This is a genomic window from Okibacterium sp. AC114 (genome assembly GCF_979253355.1).
In genome coordinates, this window is the sequence record NZ_CEEDBR010000001.1 from 3,008,943 (window position 1) to 3,027,522 (window position 18,580).

20 protein-coding genes and 1 tRNA gene are annotated in these 18,580 nt (G+C 67.4%); 6 read left to right on the forward strand and 15 right to left on the reverse strand.

Annotated elements, in window-relative coordinates; all coding sequences use genetic code 11:
- Positions 1-26: 26 nt before the first annotated feature.
- From ACZ6IE_RS13940 to ACZ6IE_RS13995, 12 genes are all read right to left on the reverse strand, one after another.
- Positions 27-893, reverse strand: coding sequence for an alpha/beta fold hydrolase (locus tag ACZ6IE_RS13940; protein ID WP_464608460.1), 867 nt, complete (start codon positions 891-893; stop codon positions 27-29).
- On the reverse strand, positions 893-2,638 hold the full coding sequence (locus ACZ6IE_RS13945; protein WP_464608461.1) for an ABC transporter ATP-binding protein: 1,746 nt from the start codon (positions 2,636-2,638) through the stop codon (positions 893-895). The genes ACZ6IE_RS13940 and ACZ6IE_RS13945 overlap by 1 nt, the downstream gene beginning before the upstream one ends.
- Positions 2,635-3,549, reverse strand: coding sequence for an ABC transporter permease (locus tag ACZ6IE_RS13950; protein WP_464608462.1), 915 nt, complete (start codon positions 3,547-3,549; stop codon positions 2,635-2,637). The genes ACZ6IE_RS13945 and ACZ6IE_RS13950 overlap by 4 nt, the downstream gene beginning before the upstream one ends.
- Entirely contained in the window at positions 3,546-4,526 is a 981-nt protein-coding gene (locus ACZ6IE_RS13955) for an ABC transporter permease (protein ID WP_077054675.1), read from the reverse strand. The genes ACZ6IE_RS13950 and ACZ6IE_RS13955 overlap by 4 nt, the downstream gene beginning before the upstream one ends.
- Positions 4,527-4,529: 3 nt before the next feature.
- Positions 4,530-6,245, reverse strand: a complete 1,716-nt coding sequence (locus ACZ6IE_RS13960; protein WP_083709885.1) for an ABC transporter substrate-binding protein — start codon at positions 6,243-6,245, stop codon at positions 4,530-4,532.
- Positions 6,246-6,451: 206 nt separating this feature from the next.
- A complete protein-coding gene (locus ACZ6IE_RS13965; protein ID WP_464608463.1) occupies positions 6,452-7,561 on the reverse strand; it encodes a LacI family DNA-binding transcriptional regulator in 1,110 nt (369 codons plus the stop codon).
- Positions 7,562-7,595: 34 nt separating this feature from the next.
- Positions 7,596-8,498: a prenyltransferase gene (locus ACZ6IE_RS13970; protein ID WP_464608464.1), complete on the reverse strand. Its 903-nt coding sequence runs from the start codon at positions 8,496-8,498 to the stop codon at positions 7,596-7,598.
- Positions 8,485-8,805 (reverse strand): lycopene cyclase domain-containing protein, encoded by a 321-nt coding sequence (locus ACZ6IE_RS13975; RefSeq protein ID WP_464608465.1) that lies wholly within the window; start codon positions 8,803-8,805, stop codon positions 8,485-8,487. The genes ACZ6IE_RS13970 and ACZ6IE_RS13975 overlap by 14 nt, the downstream gene beginning before the upstream one ends.
- Positions 8,802-9,200 (reverse strand): lycopene cyclase domain-containing protein, encoded by a 399-nt coding sequence (locus ACZ6IE_RS13980; protein WP_464608466.1) that lies wholly within the window; start codon positions 9,198-9,200, stop codon positions 8,802-8,804. The genes ACZ6IE_RS13975 and ACZ6IE_RS13980 overlap by 4 nt, the downstream gene beginning before the upstream one ends.
- 5 nt (positions 9,201-9,205) lie before the next feature.
- Entirely contained in the window at positions 9,206-10,786 is a 1,581-nt protein-coding gene (gene crtI / locus ACZ6IE_RS13985) for a phytoene desaturase family protein (protein ID WP_464608467.1), read from the reverse strand.
- Positions 10,783-11,682, reverse strand: coding sequence for a phytoene/squalene synthase family protein (locus ACZ6IE_RS13990; RefSeq protein WP_464608468.1), 900 nt, complete (start codon positions 11,680-11,682; stop codon positions 10,783-10,785). The genes crtI and ACZ6IE_RS13990 overlap by 4 nt, the downstream gene beginning before the upstream one ends.
- Positions 11,679-12,749 (reverse strand): polyprenyl synthetase family protein, encoded by a 1,071-nt coding sequence (locus ACZ6IE_RS13995; protein WP_464608469.1) that lies wholly within the window; start codon positions 12,747-12,749, stop codon positions 11,679-11,681. Before ACZ6IE_RS13995 ends, ACZ6IE_RS13990 begins: the two co-directional genes overlap by 4 nt.
- An 86-nt stretch (positions 12,750-12,835) precedes the next feature.
- Here ACZ6IE_RS13995 and idi point away from each other — a divergent pair, with 86 nt between their 5' ends.
- Positions 12,836-13,384 (forward strand): isopentenyl-diphosphate Delta-isomerase, encoded by a 549-nt coding sequence (idi, locus tag ACZ6IE_RS14000; protein ID WP_079728842.1) that lies wholly within the window; start codon positions 12,836-12,838, stop codon positions 13,382-13,384.
- Here the strand turns inward: idi and dcd are convergent.
- Positions 13,381-13,986, reverse strand: coding sequence for a dCTP deaminase (gene dcd / locus ACZ6IE_RS14005; RefSeq protein ID WP_464608470.1), 606 nt, complete (start codon positions 13,984-13,986; stop codon positions 13,381-13,383). The two genes, idi and dcd, sit on opposite strands and share 4 nt — an antisense overlap.
- Before the next feature lie 108 nt (positions 13,987-14,094).
- On the opposite strand from dcd, the gene ACZ6IE_RS14010 reads away from it, so the two are divergent.
- Positions 14,095-14,165 (forward strand) — tRNA-Gly (locus tag ACZ6IE_RS14010).
- A gap of 8 nt (positions 14,166-14,173) precedes the next feature.
- On the opposite strand, the gene ACZ6IE_RS14015 is transcribed toward ACZ6IE_RS14010, so the two are convergent.
- Positions 14,174-14,692 (reverse strand): DinB family protein, encoded by a 519-nt coding sequence (locus tag ACZ6IE_RS14015; RefSeq protein ID WP_464608471.1) that lies wholly within the window; start codon positions 14,690-14,692, stop codon positions 14,174-14,176.
- An 89-nt stretch (positions 14,693-14,781) separates the two neighbouring features.
- Between ACZ6IE_RS14015 and ACZ6IE_RS14020 the strand changes: the two genes are divergently transcribed.
- The 4 genes from ACZ6IE_RS14020 to ACZ6IE_RS14035 all read left to right on the forward strand — a co-directional run bounded on the left by ACZ6IE_RS14020 (position 14,782) and on the right by ACZ6IE_RS14035 (position 17,144).
- On the forward strand, positions 14,782-15,084 hold the full coding sequence (locus ACZ6IE_RS14020; RefSeq protein ID WP_464608472.1) for a DUF2470 domain-containing protein: 303 nt from the start codon (positions 14,782-14,784) through the stop codon (positions 15,082-15,084).
- A gap of 181 nt (positions 15,085-15,265) precedes the next feature.
- Positions 15,266-15,676: a DUF4383 domain-containing protein gene (locus ACZ6IE_RS14025; RefSeq protein WP_464608473.1), complete on the forward strand. Its 411-nt coding sequence runs from the start codon at positions 15,266-15,268 to the stop codon at positions 15,674-15,676.
- A gap of 51 nt (positions 15,677-15,727) precedes the next feature.
- The gene (locus tag ACZ6IE_RS14030) at positions 15,728-16,303 is read left to right on the forward strand and encodes a hypothetical protein (protein ID WP_464608474.1); all 576 of its coding nucleotides are present in this window, start codon (positions 15,728-15,730) and stop codon (positions 16,301-16,303) included.
- A 163-nt stretch (positions 16,304-16,466) separates the two neighbouring features.
- A complete protein-coding gene (locus ACZ6IE_RS14035; protein ID WP_464608475.1) occupies positions 16,467-17,144 on the forward strand; it encodes a biliverdin-producing heme oxygenase in 678 nt (225 codons plus the stop codon).
- Positions 17,145-17,262: 118 nt separating this feature from the next.
- Here the strand turns inward: ACZ6IE_RS14035 and ACZ6IE_RS14040 are convergent, their stop codons facing one another.
- On the reverse strand, positions 17,263-18,549 hold the full coding sequence (locus tag ACZ6IE_RS14040) for an ATP-dependent DNA helicase (RefSeq protein WP_077054660.1): 1,287 nt from the start codon (positions 18,547-18,549) through the stop codon (positions 17,263-17,265).
- Positions 18,550-18,580 lie beyond the last annotated feature (31 nt).

Genomic DNA, 18,580 nt, shown 5'->3' on the forward strand with positions numbered 1-18,580 from the left:
CTGATGGTTGGGGACGGGAGGGGGCGTCACGCCGCGGCGTGCGCGCCCCAGAAATCTGCGAGGGTGTCGGCCGTGGCCTCTGGCGCCTCGACCTGCGGCGAATGCGCGCCACCAGGGATGACGGCGTACTGCGCGCCCAGCCGTTCGGCCATGTCGCGCTGCCAGTCGATGGGCCACTTGTCGTCGTGCTCCCCGTGGGCCACGAGCGTCGGGATGCGGGCCTGCCGCAACTCCTCGGTCGTGTCGGGGTCGTTGCGCAAGATGTCGGCGGCCGCGAGCAGGTTGTCGCTCGACGTGCGTTCGGCGCGCAGCCGCAGGAACGCCAGCTCGGGGTCGAGGTCGGCGTCGGATACCCCGAGCGTGTCGGGGTTGTCGCGGTACCAGAGCCCGGCACTGCCACCCGCCGCGACGGCGTCGGTCGTGTCCTGGTGTCGCCCCGGCCATCCGTTCGGGCCCGAGCACAACAGCGTCAGGCTGCGGAACGCCGTGGGCTGGGCGATGGCCGCCGCGCGCGCGACGCATCCGCCGAAGCTGTGGCCGAGCAGGTGCACGGGTTGCCCGTCACCGACGAACCCGGCCACCTCGATGGCATCCCGCGCAAAGTCGGCGAGCGCGTAGTTCTCGACGCCGACGGGTGCCACTGAATCGGCCTGACCGCGCTGGCTGTAGGCCAAGACCTCGAACCCGCGCTCGGCGATCAGGGGCACGAAGGTGCGGAAGTCCTCCTTCGAGCCGGTGAACCCGGGCACGATCAGCACTTTCCCGCGCGACTGGCCCGAGGGTTTCACGTGGAACGCCGTCAGCTCGCCGACCGCGGCCGGGAGCGCGACGACGGAGACGCCCTCACCGACCGGGAGCGCCCCGAAGGGAGCGATCTGCCGAAAGCCCGTCACTACGCAGCACCCCGCTTCGCGCGCGCCGGGTTGGGCACGGCATCGAGCAACTCGATCGTGTACGGATCGGTCGGGTTCCGCAGCACATCGGCCGTCACCCCGCGCTCCACCACGCGACCCTGGTTCAGCACCATGATGTTGTCGGTCACGAGCCGGGCGCTCAGCAGGTCGTGCGTGATGTAGAGCATCGAGACGCCCCACTGTTCGCGCAGGTCTTCGAGCAGGGCCAGCACACCGGCGCGCAGCGAGACGTCGAGCATCGACACGGGCTCATCGGCGATCAGCACCTGGGGGTCGCTCGCGAGCGCCCGCGCGATGACCACGCGCTGCCGCTGCCCGCCTGACAGCTGATGCGGCAGCTTGGCCGCGAACTGCTCGACGGGCGAGAGCCCCACCGTCTCGAGCAGCTCGAGCACGCGGGCCCGGGCGGCGTCGCCGCGCAGGTCGGTGAAGTTGAGCACGGGTCGCGTGAGCGTGTACTCGACCGTGTGGAGCGGGTTGAGCGCGGCATACGGGTCTTGGAACACCATCTGCACGTTCGAGTGCAGCGAGCGCAGTTGGCGGCGGCCCAGCTTGTCGATCTGCAGGTCGCCGAAGCGCACGGCCCCCGAGGTCGGCTTCTCGACGCCCGTGATGAGCTTGGCGATGGTCGACTTGCCCGAGCCCGACGCGCCCACGAGGGCGAGCGACTGCCCGGGTTCGAGCGTGAAGGACACGTTGTCGACGGCGGTCACGGGCTTCTCGCCCCGGCGCGGCGGCGGGTACACCTTCGACACGGCGTCGACCACGATGGGCGAGTCGGCGGAGCGGGCCCCGCGCGTGCGCACCGAGGCGGGCGAGCTGGCCACGTCGGCGCGCGTCGTTCCGCGAGCCTTCCGCGTGGCCAGGTCGACGAAACCGGGCAGTTCGACGACCTCGGCGCGCGGGTCGGCGTAGTGGCTCAGCAGCATGCGCGTGTAGTCATCCTGCGGGCGTTCGAGGATGTCGATCGACGGCGCGTCCTCGACGATGCGGCCCTCGTGCATGACGAGCACGCGGTCGGTGGCCTCGAGCACGATGCCCAGGTCGTGGCTGATGAGCACGGCCGTGAAGTTCTCACTCTTCTGCAGCGCCATGATGGTGTCCATCACGGCGTGTTGCACGAGCACGTCGAGCGCCGTGGTCGGCTCGTCGAACACCATGAGCTGGGGTTCGAGCGAGAGCGCGAGCGCGATCGACACGCGCTGCCGCATGCCGCCGGACAGCTCGCCCGGGTAGCGGTCGAGCACCTCGGGCTTCAGGCCCACCTTGGTCACCAGCTCGACCTCGCGCGTGGCCCAGCGGGCGCGAGGCACATGCCCGTGCGCCTTGAAGATGTCGACGAAGTGGTTGCGAATCGTGCGCACCGGGTTGAGCGCATTCATGCCCGATTGCAACACCATCGCGAAACCGCCCTGGCGTTGTTCACGCAGCTGCTCGGCACCCAATTCGCGGATGTCGACGCCGCCGAACAAGATCTGCCCGCCGTTGGTGCGTGCCGGCGGTTTCTGCAGCCGCGTGAGCGCGAAGCCCAGCGTCGACTTGCCCGACCCCGACTCCCCCACGAGCCCGACGAACTCGCCGCGCTTCAGCTGGAACGACACGTGGTCGACGGCCTGAACGGGCTCGGAGTCGTGCGACTCGTAGACGACCGACAGGTCGCGCACCTCGAGCAGCGGCTCGGAGGACGATGGGGCGGGGGTGGTCACGGCATCCGTGTTCGTCATTTGGAACCCTCTCGTAGGCGCGGGTTCGAGATCCCGTCGACGCCGAAGTTGATCAAGGTGAGGCTCGTCGCGAGCAGGGCGATGCAGAGGCCGGGGGCGAAGAGCAGCACCCACTGGCCGGTCAGCAGCGCGTTCGAGTTCTGCGCCCAGAAGAGCATGGTGCCCCACGACACGGTGGTCGAGTCGCCGAGCCCCAGGAACTCGAGGCCCGCCTCGGCGAGGATGGCGGCCGTCGCGGCCCCGAAGAAGCTGCCGACGATGAGCGATGTCATGTTGGGCAGGATCTCGCGGAACACGATGCGGAAGGCGCTCTCGCCCGAGAACCGGGCGGCCGTCACGAAGTCGCGCGAACGCAACGACTGTGTCTGGCTGCGCAGCACGCGGGCGCCCCACGCCCATCCCGTGATGACGATGACCGCGATGATCATCGCGATGCCGCCGTTCTGCAGGTAAGCCGCGATGACGATCATGAGCGGCAGGCCCGGAATGACGAGGAACAGGTTGACGATGAAGTTGATGACGTCGGCGATGAAGCCGCGCGCGTAGCCCCAGCTCAAACCGATCAGCACGGCGACGACGGTGGAGAAGAAGCCGGCGACGAAACCGACGAACACGCTCACACGGGTGCCGTAGATCAGCTGCGAGAGCACGTCTTCGCCGGCCGCCGTGGTGCCCAGCCAGTGTGCGCCCGAGGCATCCGACGATCGTTCGAAGCCGTCCTGCGAGGCCCCGTAGGGCGCGATGAGCGGCGCGAAGATGGCCACCAGGATGAAGAGGCCCAGGATGATGAGGCCGAGGCGCGACTTCCAGTTCGACCACAGGGTCGAGCCGATGCGGGCAACGGTCTTCCAGCGACTCGGGCGCCCGACCGGCGCATCCGACACGGTCTTGATCTGCTCTGTGGTGGTCATCGGCGGGTCCTAGGGTCGAGAACGCCGTACAAGATGTCGACGAGGAAGTTGGCGATGAGCACGCTCACGGTGATCATCAGGAAGAGGGCCTGCATGAGCGGGTAGTCCTGGTTGACCACCGAGTTGTAGAGCAGGTAGCCGATGCCCGGGTAGTTGAACACGCGCTCGACCAGGATGGAGCCGCCCACCACACCGCCGAGTGCCAGGCCGAAGCCCGTGAGGTTCGGCAAGATGGCGTTGCGGGCCGCGTAGCGCAGGGCGACCGTGCGGCTCTTCAGACCGTTGGCTTCGGCGAACGTCACGTAGTCGTCGCCGAGCGTGTTGATCATGGCGTTGCGCATGCCGAGGATCCAGCCACCCAGCGAGGTGACGAGAATCGTGAGCGCCGGCAGGGCCGCGTGATAGAGCGCGTCGCTGATGAAGGCCCAGTCGAAGGCCGGCGTGGCGGTCGGCCCATAGGCGCCAGACGTCGGGAACCAGTGGAACACATAGCCAGCGAAGAAGAGCAGCAGCAGGGCGGTCCAGAAGTAGGGGAACGCGCTGGCGAAGGTGCCTGTCAGGGTGGGCAGGGCGTCGAGCCAGGTGCCACGCTTCCAGGCCGCGAGCACACCGGTCAGGGTGCCGAGCACGAAGGCGACGATGGTGACGGTGCCGACGAGGATGATCGTGTAGGGCAGCGCCTGGGTGACGAGCTCCGAGACGGGCTGCGGGTAGAACGTGAACGAGGTGCCGAAGTCGAGGGTGACGACCTGGCGCAGGTAGTCCACGTACTGCTGCCACAGGTTGCCCGTCGGCAGACCCAGCTGGGCTTCGATGGCCGCGCGCGTGGCCTCCGAGACGGGGCCGTTCTGCGACAGCTTGGCGATGGCGGCGTCGGCCGGGGTGCCCGGCATCAGCCGCGGCAGGAGGAAGTTCAGGGTGACGGCCGCCCACAGGGTGAGCAGCAGCAGCCCGACTTTACGGAGTGCGTAGGCCACGGATCACTCACCGTCTTTCTGGGTTTTCTTCAGCGACGTGAAGATGAGGAGCGGGGTGGATTCGTAGGTCATGAGCGACGCGTAGGGGTTCTCGGCGGTCGGCCATCCGGTGAATTTGGTCGTGTTGTAGAGGCCCCATGAGCCGCCGTAGTACACGCCGATGGCGGGCACCTGGTCGTACATGACCTTCTGCAGCTGGTAGCCGTAGTCGAGCTGGTCTTTCTCGTCGATGGCCACGCGGAACTTGGCGAGGATGTCGTCGACGGCCGGGTCGGAGAAGCGTTCGAAGTTGTTCGTCGCCTCCTCGCCCGCCGGCACGACGAACTCGCTCGACAGCAGGCCGTTGAAGTCGCGGTAGACGTCACCGGTTCCGCCGATCGCGCCGATGGTCATGTCGTATTCGCCGTTGCGCATGGCGAGCTGGTAGGCGGCGGGCTGAGGCTGCACGACCTTCACGGTGATGCCGATGTCGCCGAGCTGCTTCTGGATCTGCTGCACGGCGCGCAGCCAGTCGGTGTAGCCGTTTGCCGTCATGAGCGAGAACTCGAGCGGTTTGCCCGCGGCGTCGACGAGTTTGCCGTCGCGCGGGGTGTAGCCGGCCTTCGCGAAGTATTCGAGCGCCAAGGCGGTGTCCTGCGTGACCTTGCCGTCGTTCGGCAGGTCGGGGCTCAGGTAGTCCTTCTGGTTGGGCAGCAGCAGGTTGTTCTGGCCGGCGCCCTGCATGTACCCCTCGGTGGCCGCGTCGGCGATCTTGTCGCGGTCGATGGCGTGGGAGAGGCCCTGGCGGAAGTTGACGTCGTTGAACGGAGCCTTTGTCAGGTTCGGCAGCATGGCGATGGTGCCGCCCGGCGGGAACCAGTACTTGTTGTCTTTATTGGCGGCCCCCCAGGTGCCCTCGACGTCGGAGATGTACTGGTAGGCCCAGTCATACCCTTTCGAGACCGTGTCGAGCTGCGTGTTGCTGGCGGGCAGCACGAGGTGCTCGGCGGCGACCTTGTCGGCCTGCCAGTAGCGCTTGTTCTTGTCGAGCGTGTACTGCTGCGGCGCGAAGTTGCCGAGCGTGTACGGACCCGTGCCGACGGGCTCCAGGTTGCGGAACGTGCCCGGGTCTTTCACGTCTTTCCAGATGTGCTCGGGCACGATGCGGGTCTGGGCGATGAGGTTGGCCGCGGGCACATCGGGCTGGCTCAGGTGGATCGTCACGGTTTTGCCGGATGTCTCGACCGTGTCGATGTACTGCCAGGCGCCCAGCATGTCGAGCGTCGGGTATTTCTTCAGCAGCTGGAACGTGAAGTCGACGTCCTTGGCCGTGAAGGCCTTGCCGTCCGACCATTTCACGCCTTCGCGCAGCGTGAACACGATGGTCGATGCGTCGGGCTGCTCGGTGGATGCCGCGAGCCACGGCGTTCCCTTGCCGTCGAGGTTGTTGATGACCGTCAGCGGCTCATAGATGTAGAACGCGCCGATGCGTTTGTTCGCGAGGTAGGGGTTGAAGTTCTTCTCGAACATGGGCGAGCCGTTGTCGGCGCCGATGAGCATGGTGTCGTCGGGGATCGACGGGTCGGGCTGGCTCTCGATCTGAATGCTGCAGCCGGATGCGACGAGCGCGACGGCCGTGAGCAGTGCGACGGCCGCGGCACGCGCGCGTCGGCGGGGTCGGCGGGGGCCGGACCGGACTGGATGGTCGGCGCGGGATTCGCGCCGGGGTGTGTGCGTCATTGACACCGTTTCGTCCTCATGTCTTCTCTGTCACGAGGCAGTCCGTGGGGGCTGCGCTGTTGTGGGGCTCGACGATCTTTTGCCGGCGGACGCTCGGGGGCGCGTCCACAAAACTGAGTGTAAGCGCATACATTCATGAAACGCAAGAGCAGATACCGAGAGCGGATGTCGAGGCGGCCTGCACGACCCGCGGGCCCGCCGCATCGCTAGCGGCGTTCGGACGACTCGCGCAGCAGCACCTTCACGGGCAACCGGATCGAGAGCGGTGCCTGCTCGCGATCGTCGAGCCGGCGGGCCATCACCTGGATGGCCGCGCGCCCCAGGTCGTCCATGGGCTGACGGATCGTGGTGAGTCGCGGGGTCGCGAGCGCACCGGCCTCGATACCGTCGAAACCCGTGACCAGGACGTCTTCGGGCACGCGGATGCCGCGGGCCTGCAACGCCTCCATGAGCCCCAGAGCGGTCTGGTCGTTCGCGCACACGATGGCGCGCGGCATCCGCTCGCCCGCCACCAGTTCGGCCGCGGCCGAGCGGCCCGCCTCGCGCGTGAAGTCGCCGCGCAGGATTGGCACGGTCGAGGCGTCGACGCCCCGGGCCTCGAGGGCCTGGCAGAACCCCTCCCACCGCTCGGCGTCATCGGGCGAGTCGGCCGGCCCCGAGAGGTAGAGCAGTTCATCGGGTTCGAGGCCCGCGGCGACATGCTCGGTGAGCGCGCGCATACCCTCGGTGTTGGCCACCGACACGTGGTCGTAGGAGTCGTCGCGCCGCGGCCCGGCCACCACCACGACGGGCACGCGGCGGGACAACCGCGCCAGCACGTCATCGGGCACACTCTGGGCCAGCATCACGAGGCCGTCGACGCGACCCGCCATATCGCGCACAGTCTGCTCGGCGTTGTCGCCCCGGCCGATGCCGACCATGAGCACGAAACCACGGCGCCAGGCCTCGAGCTCGGCGCCGCGCAGCACCTCGTCGAAGTAGAGGTTCAGGGGGCGCACTTCGGCCGCTCCGCCGATGTCGTCCACGAGCTCGGCACCCGTCGCGTGCGGGGCATCGTCGACGCCCGTGAACACGGCGTCGTCGATCTCATCCATGGCGTCGAAGCCCGGGAAGTACAGGCCCAGCACACCCGTGCGCCGGGCGGCCAGTCCGCGGGCCGCCCCGGACGGCACGTAACCCAGCTCGCGCACCGAGGCGAGCACCTTCTCGCGCGTCGCGGCGCGCACGTCGTCGGGCCGCGTGAGCACGCGCGACACCGTGGCGATCGACACCCCGGCGTGCGCGGCAACGTCATAGACGGTGGGTGCCTTGGCCATCCCGCAATCCTAGCGATGGGGCTCTGCGGTCAGGTCAGCCCTTGCCACCGACGAACGCGAAGTCGTAAGGGGTGATGAGGAACCAGTACCAGATCATGAGCATGGTTACGAGGAAGCCCGTGAGGTAGTTCAGCGTGAGGAAGCGCCGCCATCCGCGGTTCGCCGTTTCGGCCGTGGCATCCGTCACGTTCCAGAAAACCGCGGCGTTGGCCGCATACGGCAGCACGAGCAGCGCGGCGAGCGGCCCGGGCCACATGGTCGGCAGCATGAGCAGGCCGGCCGCAAGGTAGAAGAGCACCGCCATGCGCACGGTGGGCCGCGCCCCGATGACGGTCGCGACCGAGCCGATGCCGGCCTCGCGGTCCGCCAGGATGTCTTGCACCGCTCCGAATGCGTGGCTCGCGATGCCCCACAGGAAGAAGCCGGCGAGCAGCGACAACAGCTGGGGGTCGCCGAGATCCGCACCCGCGAGGGCCAGCGCATAGACGGCGGGGCTGACGAAGTGCGTGCTCGACGTGAGCGAGTCGATGAACGGGCGCTCCTTGAACCGCAGCCCCGGCGCGCTGTAGGCGACGACCGCGAAAACGCTCACCGCGAGCACCAGCCACGACAGCGGCGAACCCACGATCACGAGATATACCAGGAACGGTATGTTCGATCCCACGGCGGCCACGAGCGTCACGCGGTGCAGCCGCCGGTCGAGCACGGCGCCCTCGACGCCGCCCTTCCGCGGGTTGCGCATATCCGACTCGTAGTCGAAGACGTCGTTGATGCCATACATCGCGAGGTTGTAGGGGACCAGGAAATAGATCGTGCCCACCCAGAAGGTGACGTCGAGGCGCCCGGTCGTCAGCAGATAGGCCGCGGCGAACGGAAAAGCCGTGTTCACCCAGCTGATCGGGCGCGACGACAGCAGCAGCGTTCTAACGGTTTTCATTGCGCCTCCCGAGCAGCACCCACAGCGACGGTAGCAGCAGCCCGGCCGCGATCGCGTAGGCGAAGTCCTCGAGCGGCGCCGCGCCCAGGAATGCGCCGCTGATGCGGGCCGGGTCATAGGCCACAAGCCCGATGCCGATCATCACGTTGTCGAACACGGCGGTGAAGGCCAGCAGGATGAGGAGAGCCCCGGCCACGGCGCCCACGAAACGCCCGGCGCCGCCGCGCCGCGACGCCACCAGGACGGCTGCCACGAACACCATCGCCGCCGGCACCAAGAACCAGAGGTTGAGCAACCAATACGTCATCGCGTTCCCCCCGGCCGCGCCGTTCCGTCGGCCCCCGAAGCACCCGAAGCACCCGAGGCACCCGCGGCTCGACGTCGATCCGCCGCGGCCGCCAACGCCAGCCCCACCCCGGCGAACAGGTTCATCGCGAAGTAACACAGCAGGCACAGGAAGAACACTTCCTCGAGCGGCAACTCCGGCCCCACCAGAATGCCCGTCATAAAGCTCGTCTCCCCGCGGAAGAAGATGCCCAACGTGATGCCGAAGACATCCCACACCAGGAAGAACGCGACGCCCACCACGAGGATCACGGCCGCACGCACGGGCCCGCGCCAGAAGAAGAGGTGAAACCGCCGGTCGAGCGTGACCATGCCCGTGAGCGAGACGGCGAGCGCCGCCAGGTAGATGAGCCCCATTCGGTTCAGCGCTGTCGGCGTCGAATCAACGGCTCGGGCAACGGACCCGTCGAGGTGTCGCCGTGCACGCGCTTCAGCACCAGCTCGGCGCTGATCAGGCACATGGGCAACCCGATGCCGGGGATCGACGACCCGCCGGCGTAGTACAGCCCGGTCACTTTCTTGCTCACGTTGCCGGCCCGGAAGAAGGCGCTCTGCGACAGGATGTGTGCGGGCCCGAGCACGCCGCCCTTCCACGAGTTCAGGTCCCGCTCGAAATCGGCCGGCCCCACCTCTTCGCGCACGACGATGCGCTCCTCGAGGTCGGGGATGCCGGCCCACTCGGCGATCTGACGGATGGCGGCGTCGCCGATCTGGCGCACCCGGTCATCTCCGGCGCCGCCGATGCTCGGGTCGGCCGGGATCGGGATGAGCACGAAGAGGTTCTCGTGCCCCTCGGGCGCCACGGTGTCGTCGGTCGCACTCGGCCGGCACACGTAGATCGACGCGGGGTCGGGAACCGAGGTCGGCTCGCCGAAGATGCGTCCGAAGTTGTCGGCCCAGTCCTCGGTGAAGAAGAGCGAGTGGTGCAGCAGCTCGGGCAGTTCGCCGCGCACGCCCAGATAGAGCAGCACAGCGCCGGGGCCGGAAGTCTTCTTGTTCCAGTACTTCTCGGGGTAGGTCTGCAGGTGCGGCGGCAGCAGTTGCGTCTCGGTGTGGTGCAGATCGGCAGCCGACACGACGATCTCGGCGTTGAGCGTGCGCGCCTCGCCGTCGGCATCCACATAGGCCACACCGGTTGCGGCCGGGCTCTGACCGCCCGCGGTGAGGATGGCTGTGACATCCGCGTTCGTGACGATCTCGACACCCTCGTCGCGGGCCAGCTCGGCGATCGTCTCGATGAGCCGCACGAAGCCGCCCTGCGGGTAGAGCACGCCATCTTCGAGGTCGAGGTGGCTCATGAGGTGATACATGCTGGGTGTGGAATACGGCGACGAACCGAGGAAGACGGCGGGGTAGCCGAGCACCTGGTTCAGGCGCGGGTCTTCGACATAGCGCTTGGTGAACGTCGACAGCGGTTCGGCCAGCAGCCGCAACAGCTTGGGTGTGCGCGAGAGAACATCGGGTCGCAGGAGCGGCAGGAACGACTGGAACGTCGTATAGAGGAAGCGCTTCTTCGCCATCTCGTAGGTGTCGGCCGCCGAGTCGAGGTATTCGGCCATGCGCGTGCCGGCCCCCGGCTCGATCTCGTCGAAGAGGGCCAAGCTCTTCTCCCGATCCGAGCGGATGTCGAGGGTGTCGCTCCCCCGCCCTTCGAAGAACACGCGATACCCGGGGTCGAGCGGCGTCAGCTCGAGCTGTTCGGCGCTCGTCGTGCCTAGCAGCTTGTAGAAGTGGTCGAACACCTCGGGCATGAGGTACCAGCTGGGGCCGGCGTCGAAGCGAAAACCGTCGCGTTCACGCAGGCCGGCGCGGCCGCCCACGGTGTCGCCGCGTTCCAGCAGGGTGACGCGTTTGCCGTCGCGCGCGAGCAGCGCGGCCGTGGCGAGTCCCGTGATGCCGCCTCCGATGACGACGACCCGTTCGTTCTCGGTGATCTCGATCATCGGGGCATCCTTCCGGCCGCGGCGCGCGCGGCGAGCGCCGCCTTGACGGGGTTGGGCACACGCACGCGCGTGCTGGCGAGGGTGGCGGCGGGGGTCGCACGAATGCGTTCGTTCAGTTCGGCGAAGAGCGATTGCGCGAGCACCACGGCGCGGCGACTCGAGTCGGGCAGCTCGGGCAGCACGGCCGCCGAGATGGCCAGATCGGTATCGATGTCGGCCACGAGCCGGTTCTTGTCGGCGTCGCTGAAGGCGTCGAGGTGCACGCCGGGGAAGTAGTTGCGGCCGAGCACATCGAAGTCGGCCGACAGGTCGCGCAGGAAGTTGACCTTCTGGAAGGCGGCTCCGAGGTGTTGCGCACCATCCACGAGCCGTCGTTCCTGCTCGGGCGAGATGCGGTGGCCATGCAGGAAGGTCTTGAGGCACATGAGCCCCACCACCTCGGCCGAGCCGTAGACGTAGGCGTCGAAGCTCTCGGGCGTGTGCTCGGTTTCGGAGCAGTCGGCGCGCATCGACGCGAAGAACGGTTCCGTCAGCTCGCGCGTGATGCCCACGCGGCGGGCGGTGAGCGCGAAGGCGTGCACGACCAGGTTGGTGCTGTACCCGCGTTCGACGGCCCGGTCGGTCTCGGCCTCGAGCGCGTCGAGTTCGGCCAACACCGCGGCACCGTCGAGGCCGGCATCGGATGCCACGCCATCCACGATCTCGTCGGCCAGACGCACCAGCGCATAGATGTTCTGCACGTGCACGCGCACGCTCGTGCCGAGCAACCGCGTGGCCAGCCCGAACGACGTCGAGTAGTGCTTGATCACCACGGCGGCGGTCTGCACGGCGACCTCGTCATAGAGGCGGCGGCCCGTCAGCGGCTGGCCCGAGCGTGGGGCTTTCGGCGGCGTCATCGCGCACGCTCCAGCACGTTCGCCACGATGGGTCGCAGCTCGTCGCGCGTCGCGTCGGGGATCGACGGGGACGTCAGGGCCTCCCAGGCCCGGTTCGCATAGTCGCGCGCCAGGGCTTCGGTGTATGCCCGCGCGCCGCACTCCTCGAGCACCGCGCGGATCTTCTCGGCGCCGTCCTCCTCGAGGGCGGGCGATCCGAACAGTTCGCGCACGCGCATCCATTCTTCGCACGTCGAGGCGTAGGACACCAGGACGGTGCGCTTGCCCTCGCGCAGGTCGCCGATGGTCGATTTGCCGGTCGAACGCTCGTCGCCGAACACCCCGAGCACATCGTCGACGATCTGGTAGGCGATGCCGATGAGCCGGCCGAATTCGCCGAGAGCCGTGACGGTCGCGTCGTCGGCGCCGGCGAGAACGGCTCCGGATTGCAGGGGCGCCTCGAACGAGTACACGGCCGTCTTCAACCGTTCCATGTCGACGACCTCGTCGACGGTCGGGGCTTCGGGGCGCAGCGAGAAGTCCACGTCGGCCAGCTCGCCCGCGGCCGAGGCCGACACCGCGCCGTCGAGCAGTTCGCGCAGACGCAGGCGGGTCACGTCATCCGCGCCGGTGCGATCGACGAGGCCATAGGCGCCCGACAGGGCGAGGTCGCCCGCGATGACGGCCACCGACATGCCGCGGTGTTCGGCGGCGGGGGTGGCAAACCCGGCGGTCGTCGCCTGGTCGCGATAGCTGCCAGAAACATTGGGGATGCCGCGGCGCACGAAGTCCCGGTCGATCACGTCGTCGTGCACGATGAGGGCCGTGTGCAGCATCTCGTAGGCGGCCGCGAGCTGTCCCGCGGCGGGCAGGTCGTCCCCGCCCAGCGACACATAGGCGGTCATCACCATACGGGGCCGAAAACGCTTGCCGCCCGAGGTGTTCTGCTCGATGACGTTCCACAGTTTGAGGTAGCCGTCGCCCCACTGTTCTGCGCGGCGTTTCGCGAGCACGAAGTAGCGTTCCAGTGCCTCTTCCGCGTGCTGCAGTCCGCGAGAGGAGCTCTCGACCAGATCGGGGTGGTCCATGCTTTTGAGGCTACTTCATCGTTCTGAGAAATTAGTACGCTGGCTGACCATTTGGAGCACCCCTTGCCGTGGCGCAGAATAGGGGTATGACTTCGTCCGTCGAACAAGTGGTGCTCCTCGCAGAGGACGGCGCCCCGATCGGCGTCGCCGACAAGGCCACCGTGCACGATCTCGATACCCGCCTGCACCTGGCCTTCTCGTGCCACGTGTTCGACGAGGCCGGCCGCATCCTGGTCACCCGACGGGCGCTCTCGAAGCTCACCTGGCCGGGTGTGTGGACGAACTCGTTCTGCGGCCACCCCGGCCCGGGCGAGGACCTCACCGAGGCGGTGCACCGACGCGCCGAACAGGAGCTCGGCATCCCCGCCGGCGCGCTGCTTTCTCTCGAGGCCGTGCTGCCCGATTTCCGCTATCGCGCGGTCGACGCCTCGGGTGTCGTCGAGAACGAGATCTGCCCCGTCTACCGCGCCATCGTCGATGCGAGCGCGCTGCAGCCGAGCGCCGACGAGGTCGCCGAATACTTCTGGGCCGAGCCGCACACGCTGCTGTCGGCCGTCGAGGCCACGCCCTTCGCGTTCAGCCCGTGGCTCACGCTGCAGCTGCCGGGCGTCATGGCGGCCCTGCACGCGGTCTAGGCCCCGGTCGCTCCCGCGTCGGTCACGCTGACATCGGTGCGGTGGAAGTTGAACGACGAGCGGGATGCCGTGGGCCCGCGCTGCCCCTGATAGCGCGAGCTGTACTCGGCCGAACCATACGGTTTCTCGGTCGGCGACGACAGCTGGAAAAAGCACAGCTGCCCGATCTTCATGCCCGGCCACAGTTTGATGGGCAGCGTCGCCACGTTGCTCAGCTCGAGCGTGACGTGGCCCGAGAAACCGGGGTCGATGAAGCCGGCGGTCGAGTGCGTGAGCAAGCCGAGCCGACCGAGCGAGCTCTTGCCTTCGAGGCGGGCGGCCACATCATCCGGCAGCGTCACCTGTTCATAGGTCGCGCCCAGCACGAACTCGCCGGGGTGCAAGATGAAGGGCTCGTCGGGTTTCGTCTCGATCAGACGCGTCAGCTCTGGCTGGTCTTCGGCCGGGTCGATGAACGGGTACTTGTGGTTGTCGAAGAGGCGGAAGTAGCGGTCGAGGCGCACATCGACGCTGGATGGCTGAACCATCGCGTCGTCAGAGGGCGCGAGCCCGATGCGCCCGGAGGCCAGTTGAGTCTTGATGTCCCTGTCGGATAGCAGCACGCGCACAGTTTATCGACGGCCGAGCCGCCCCCGCTGACACACTTGCTAGGATGTCGGAAGCGCTCACCCTTGCGGCGAGCGCCGCCCCGGGCCCCGGCCCGACTCTTCGCGGATGTAGTTCAATGGTAGAACTTCAGCTTCCCAAGCTGATAGCGCGGGTTCGATTCCCGTCATCCGCTCTCTTTTTTCAGCGCGTCACATCCCACAGGTGGTGCACCGGGTCGTGCACGAAGTACCGCGCCAGCGTCTCCACCGTGAAGCGCGAGCCGTCACTCCGCAGCCCCGTGCGGTCGCGCAGCTCGGCGGGCACACGCTCGAAGTCGGCCGCCACGCGCTCGGCCGCGGCGACGAGTTCCCGCGCCACCACAGCCGGGTTCTGCGCGGCGTAGTTCTCTTCCACGGCCGTGCGGTCCTGATCCCAGTCCTCGAACTCGGGCGCGTCCTCTTCGAGCATGAGCGCCAACCGCGTGTCGAACCGGCGGAACACGTCGCGCACATGCGCCGCATACTCGAGGGCCGACCACGTCGCGTCATCCGGCCGCTCGGCCACATCGGCGCGCTGCAGCAGGGCGGGCCACGCCTGCGCGTTCTCGCGCACGAGGCCGGGCACCGCGTCATAGGGGGTGGCCGACGAGTCGAAACCGCACTCGTCGCACCGCCGCTCCAGCACCCAGGTCCAGTTCTTGGTATCAGGCTCGATCGTCATGTCCACACCTTATGAATGGATGCCGCGCCACCGCCGCCCCACAACCGCCACCCTCCCCCGACATCCCGCCACGGGCTAACATCGCACCCATGACCTTCTCCTTCGAGCCCGCGATCGTCGATGCCGTCCTGAAGCACATGAACGAGGACCACCCCGAAGACAACCTGCTCATCGCACGTGCTTTTGCGACAGAGGCAGCGGATGGCGCCACGATGACGGGTCTCGACGGCGACGGCGGTCTCTGGCAGGTGCGGTCAGGAACGGCCACGGCCGACGTCCGGGTGCCCTGGTCGGGCGCTATCACGGAACGCTCGGAAATTCGTCGAGAGATCGTCGTCCTCTACGACCGTGCGTGCGAGAAGCTCGGCGTCACGCCCCGCCCGCACGACTGAGCACTGCACCAAGCGATTCCAACCGAATCATCCCTTGATCGGGCTTTTTTAGCGCGCCTACCACACGCCCCCGCGTACACGCCAGGCCCCCCATGAATTGGCACCAAACCTATTCTGTGAGTCCTCCGAATGAATAGCATGTGCAAACAACCGTTGCACTCAGTTATTTGGAGGAACTCAAATGCGCACATCACCTAACCGCCTCGTGGCGACCATCTTCGGTGCCGTCTACCTGCTCGTCGGCCTGCTCGGCTTCGTCGTCGCCGGTGGCGTCGGCTTCATCGCCACCGAGGGTGGCCTGCTGCTCGGCATCTTCGAGGTCAACCCGCTGCACAACATCGCCCACCTGCTCATCGGTGCCGCCCTGTTGATCGCCGGTCTGTCCAACACGGCCGCCGCCAAGTCGGTCAACGTCACCATCGGTGCCGTCTACCTGCTGCTCGGTATCGTCGGGTTCTTCCTCGTCGGCACCAGCCTTAACATCCTCGCCCTGAACACGGCCGACCACTTCCTGCACCTCGCCAGCGCCATCGTGCTGCTCGGTGTCGGTCTCGCCGCCGACAAGGCCACGCCCCGTTCGGTTGCCGTCTAACCGGCACACAGCATCACGATTCGGCCAGGAATAACGGAGAGAGGAGTCACCGTGTCTCACACGACGCGAATCTGGATGGCATTGGCCAGCTTGGGGGCTGGTCTCGTGCACCTCGCCATCGGCGCGGGCTCCCCTCTCCCCCTGGCGATCTTCCTCATCGGTTTCGGTGTGGCCGAGATCGTGTGGGGCCTGTCGATCATGGCTCGTGCGCACACTGTGTTGCCGCGCACCGTCATGGTGGCCTCACTGATCCCGGTCGCGCTCTGGGCGCTGCTTCTCACGGTTTCGATCGTGGCGGGCAGTTCATCCCTGGCTTCCACCGTTCCCCTCCTCCCGATGGCAGTCGGGTCCCTGTTGAATCTGTATGTGTCGGGGTCGCTCGCCGTGGCCCGCCGACGTTTCGATCGCGAGTCGGATGCTGCGGCATCCGTGTCGTCGTCGACGTGGGCGGATGCGGCGGCGGGTCAGCCCCAGGCGGGCCGCTACGTTCTCGGCCTGGTGTTCGGCGCTTTGCTCGTCTCGGGCATGGTCACGCCGGCACTGGCCGCCACGAATGCCGGCCAGTACGCCGTGCCTCACGGCTCGCACGGATTCGACGTGACCGATGGGGGTCATAGCAACCACTGAGGCATCCGCGGTTTCGGCCGCGCGGTGTCCGGCGCAGCGGGCGTCATCCAGACTTCGGGTCAGGATGGCGCCCGCTTCGTTTTCGCCCGACCACTGGACAACGACACTTCCCCTCCCACTAAACTAAGCCTTACCTAACTTCGCTTTGTCTCTGGGAGCCGCCATGACACCCGTAATCCCCTTCTCCGCCGCCCTCCGCGAGCGCACCCGCACGGGTCACTCCTCCAGCGAGGGCGCCGACTTCATGGGCGATCTCATGAGCGGCAAGGGCACACGCGACGACTACGTCTCCCTGGTGGCACAGCATTACTTCATCTATGAGGCCATCGAGCGTTCGGCCGAGCAGATGAAGAACGACCCGGTTGCCGCCCCCTTCATCTCCTCGAAGCTCACGCGTCTGCCCGCCATCGAAGAAGATCTGCGCTTCCTCATCGGCGACGACTGGCTCGAGCGCATCGAACCCCTCGTCACGACCCGCGCCTACGTCGCTCGCATCAACGAGGTGGGTGCCACCTGGGCCGGCGGTTTCGTCGCGCACCACTACACGCGCTACCTCGGCGATCTGTCGGGCGGCCAGATCATCCGCACGCTCATGCAGCGCCAGTTCGGTTTCGACACCAACGGCGTCGGCTTCTACCTCTTCGGCGATATCGCCAAGCCCCGCGAGTTCAAAGACGTCTACCGCGCGCAGCTCGACGCCGTGCCGTGGGACGACGCCGAGCGCGACCGTGTCATCGACGAGGTCATGCTCGCCTACCGCTTCAACACCGAGCTCTTCATCGACCTGGCCGAGCAGAAGGCCGTCCGTGAGGGCACGTCCACCGAAGCCGTCGTCGCCTAGCTGCGCTCCCCGCGTCCTCTCCCCGTAGAGGACGCGTGCTCACGGCCGTGGCGCGTGTCGGCCTTGCCAGGCGCGCTTTCCTCGAAGGCCACCTCCAGACGGCGCCGAGTGCGCGCTCTTAGCGCTCGATGCCCCGCATGAACCGCTCGACGTCCTTGTCGACGATCACGTCGGAGGGCCGCAGCGGCCGCGTGAGGTAAAGCCCCTCGAGCGCGGTCAACCGGCTCAGCGCCACATAGGTCTGGCCGGGACTGAAGGCGCGCGCCCCGAGGTCGACGATCGCACTGTCATACGTCTTGCCCTGTGATTTGTGGATGGTCACAGCCCACGCCAGGCGCAACGGGAACTGCGTGAACTCCGCAACGATCTCTTTGCGCAGCTGCTTCGTCGCGGCCGAGTACGTGTAGCGGTACTTTTCCCAGACGACGGGTTCGACCTCGAACTCGTGGCCCTCGACATCCACCCAGACGTTGGCGTCGATCTTGGTGACCTGCCCGATGGTGCCGTTCACCCAGCGCTGCCCGTCGCCCCCGCCGCCCGCGTCGTTGCGCAGGAACATGACCTGGGCCCCGACCTTCAGCTCGAGCGCCTCATCGGCCGGGTAGGCGCCCTTGCCGAAGTCGCCCGACACCTCGGCTTTGGCGGTCAGCGCGCGGCCCGGCAGCTTGGCGAGCGAGGCGTGGTTGATGCGGTTGACGGCGTCGTTGCGGCTCGCCAACGTAATGGTGCCGTCGTCGGGGGGCGTGCGCGCGCCCGTGCTGTTGAGCACGCCGGCGATCTCGGCCGTCACCTGCCCGTGCCGCACGGCGTTCAGCATGTACTTGAAGTGGTCGTCGGATTGCCGGTGGATCTGCCCCAGCTCGATCACGTTGAGCGGGGTCTCCTGCCACACCTTCGCGTCGAAGAACCAGAACGAGCGGTAGTTGTCGTTGATGTACTCGAGCTCGTCGCCGCGGCCGGGCACGGGTGCCAGCTGGTAGGGATCGCCGAACAGCACCACCTGCACGCCGCCGAAGGGTTCGAGGCGGCGCTGCCGTGCCTGGCGCAGGCTGCGGTCGATGCCATCCATCAGGTCGGCGTTGACCATCGAGACCTCGTCGATCACGAGCGTGTCGATGCTGTTCAGCAGTTTGCGCACGTTGTCGGGCTGGTCGAGATCGTGGTCGGCGATCAAACCGATGGGCAGCCGAAACAGAGAATGGATGGTCTGGCCACCCACGTTGAGGGCCGCCACCCCGGTCGGCGCGCAAATGACGATCTGCTTCTCGGTGTTCCACGACAGGTGGTTGAGGAGCGTCGATTTGCCCGTGCCGGCGCGGCCCGTGATGAACAGATTCTCACGCGTGCCCTCGATCCGCTCGAACACCGCCTGCTGTTCGGCGGAGAGGGTGATCTTGTTCTTCACGGCTGCCTTCGTAGTGCGGCGATCGGGCTCC